The following is a 262-nucleotide window of genomic DNA, read 5'->3' as shown; positions in this document are numbered from 1 at the left end:
GCGTCTGGATCTGCTGCAAGGCGCAGCTGCTCCACATCATCCTCAATCGTCTCTTTCAGAAGATTCAGCGGCTCCACAATTTTCGGCACCTGTGCGATTCCGGATTCTTTTTCAATGAAAGCGACAAGTTTTTGGCAGTACGCAATTTCGTCTTCGAGCACATTGTTCTTGTTCTTTGCTGGCATTTTGGCTTTGACCGACTCATCCATGCTGTAAACAACCTTTCGCAGCTTCCGCGCACGGTCTTGCAGGATTTCTTGCG

1 pseudogene is annotated in these 262 nt (G+C 49.2%); it reads right to left on the bottom strand.

Annotation, left to right across the window (positions count from 1 at the left end):
- A pseudogene (locus PPOP_RS13270) lies at positions 1–262 on the bottom strand (IS5/IS1182 family transposase); the annotation flags it as partial.

This window comes from Paenibacillus popilliae ATCC 14706, assembly GCF_000315235.1.
Classification (GTDB): Bacteria; Bacillota; Bacilli; order Paenibacillales; family Paenibacillaceae; genus Paenibacillus_B; species Paenibacillus_B popilliae.
Note: the sequence above shows the minus strand (reverse complement) of the source record. Positions and strands in the feature narration are given on the sequence as shown.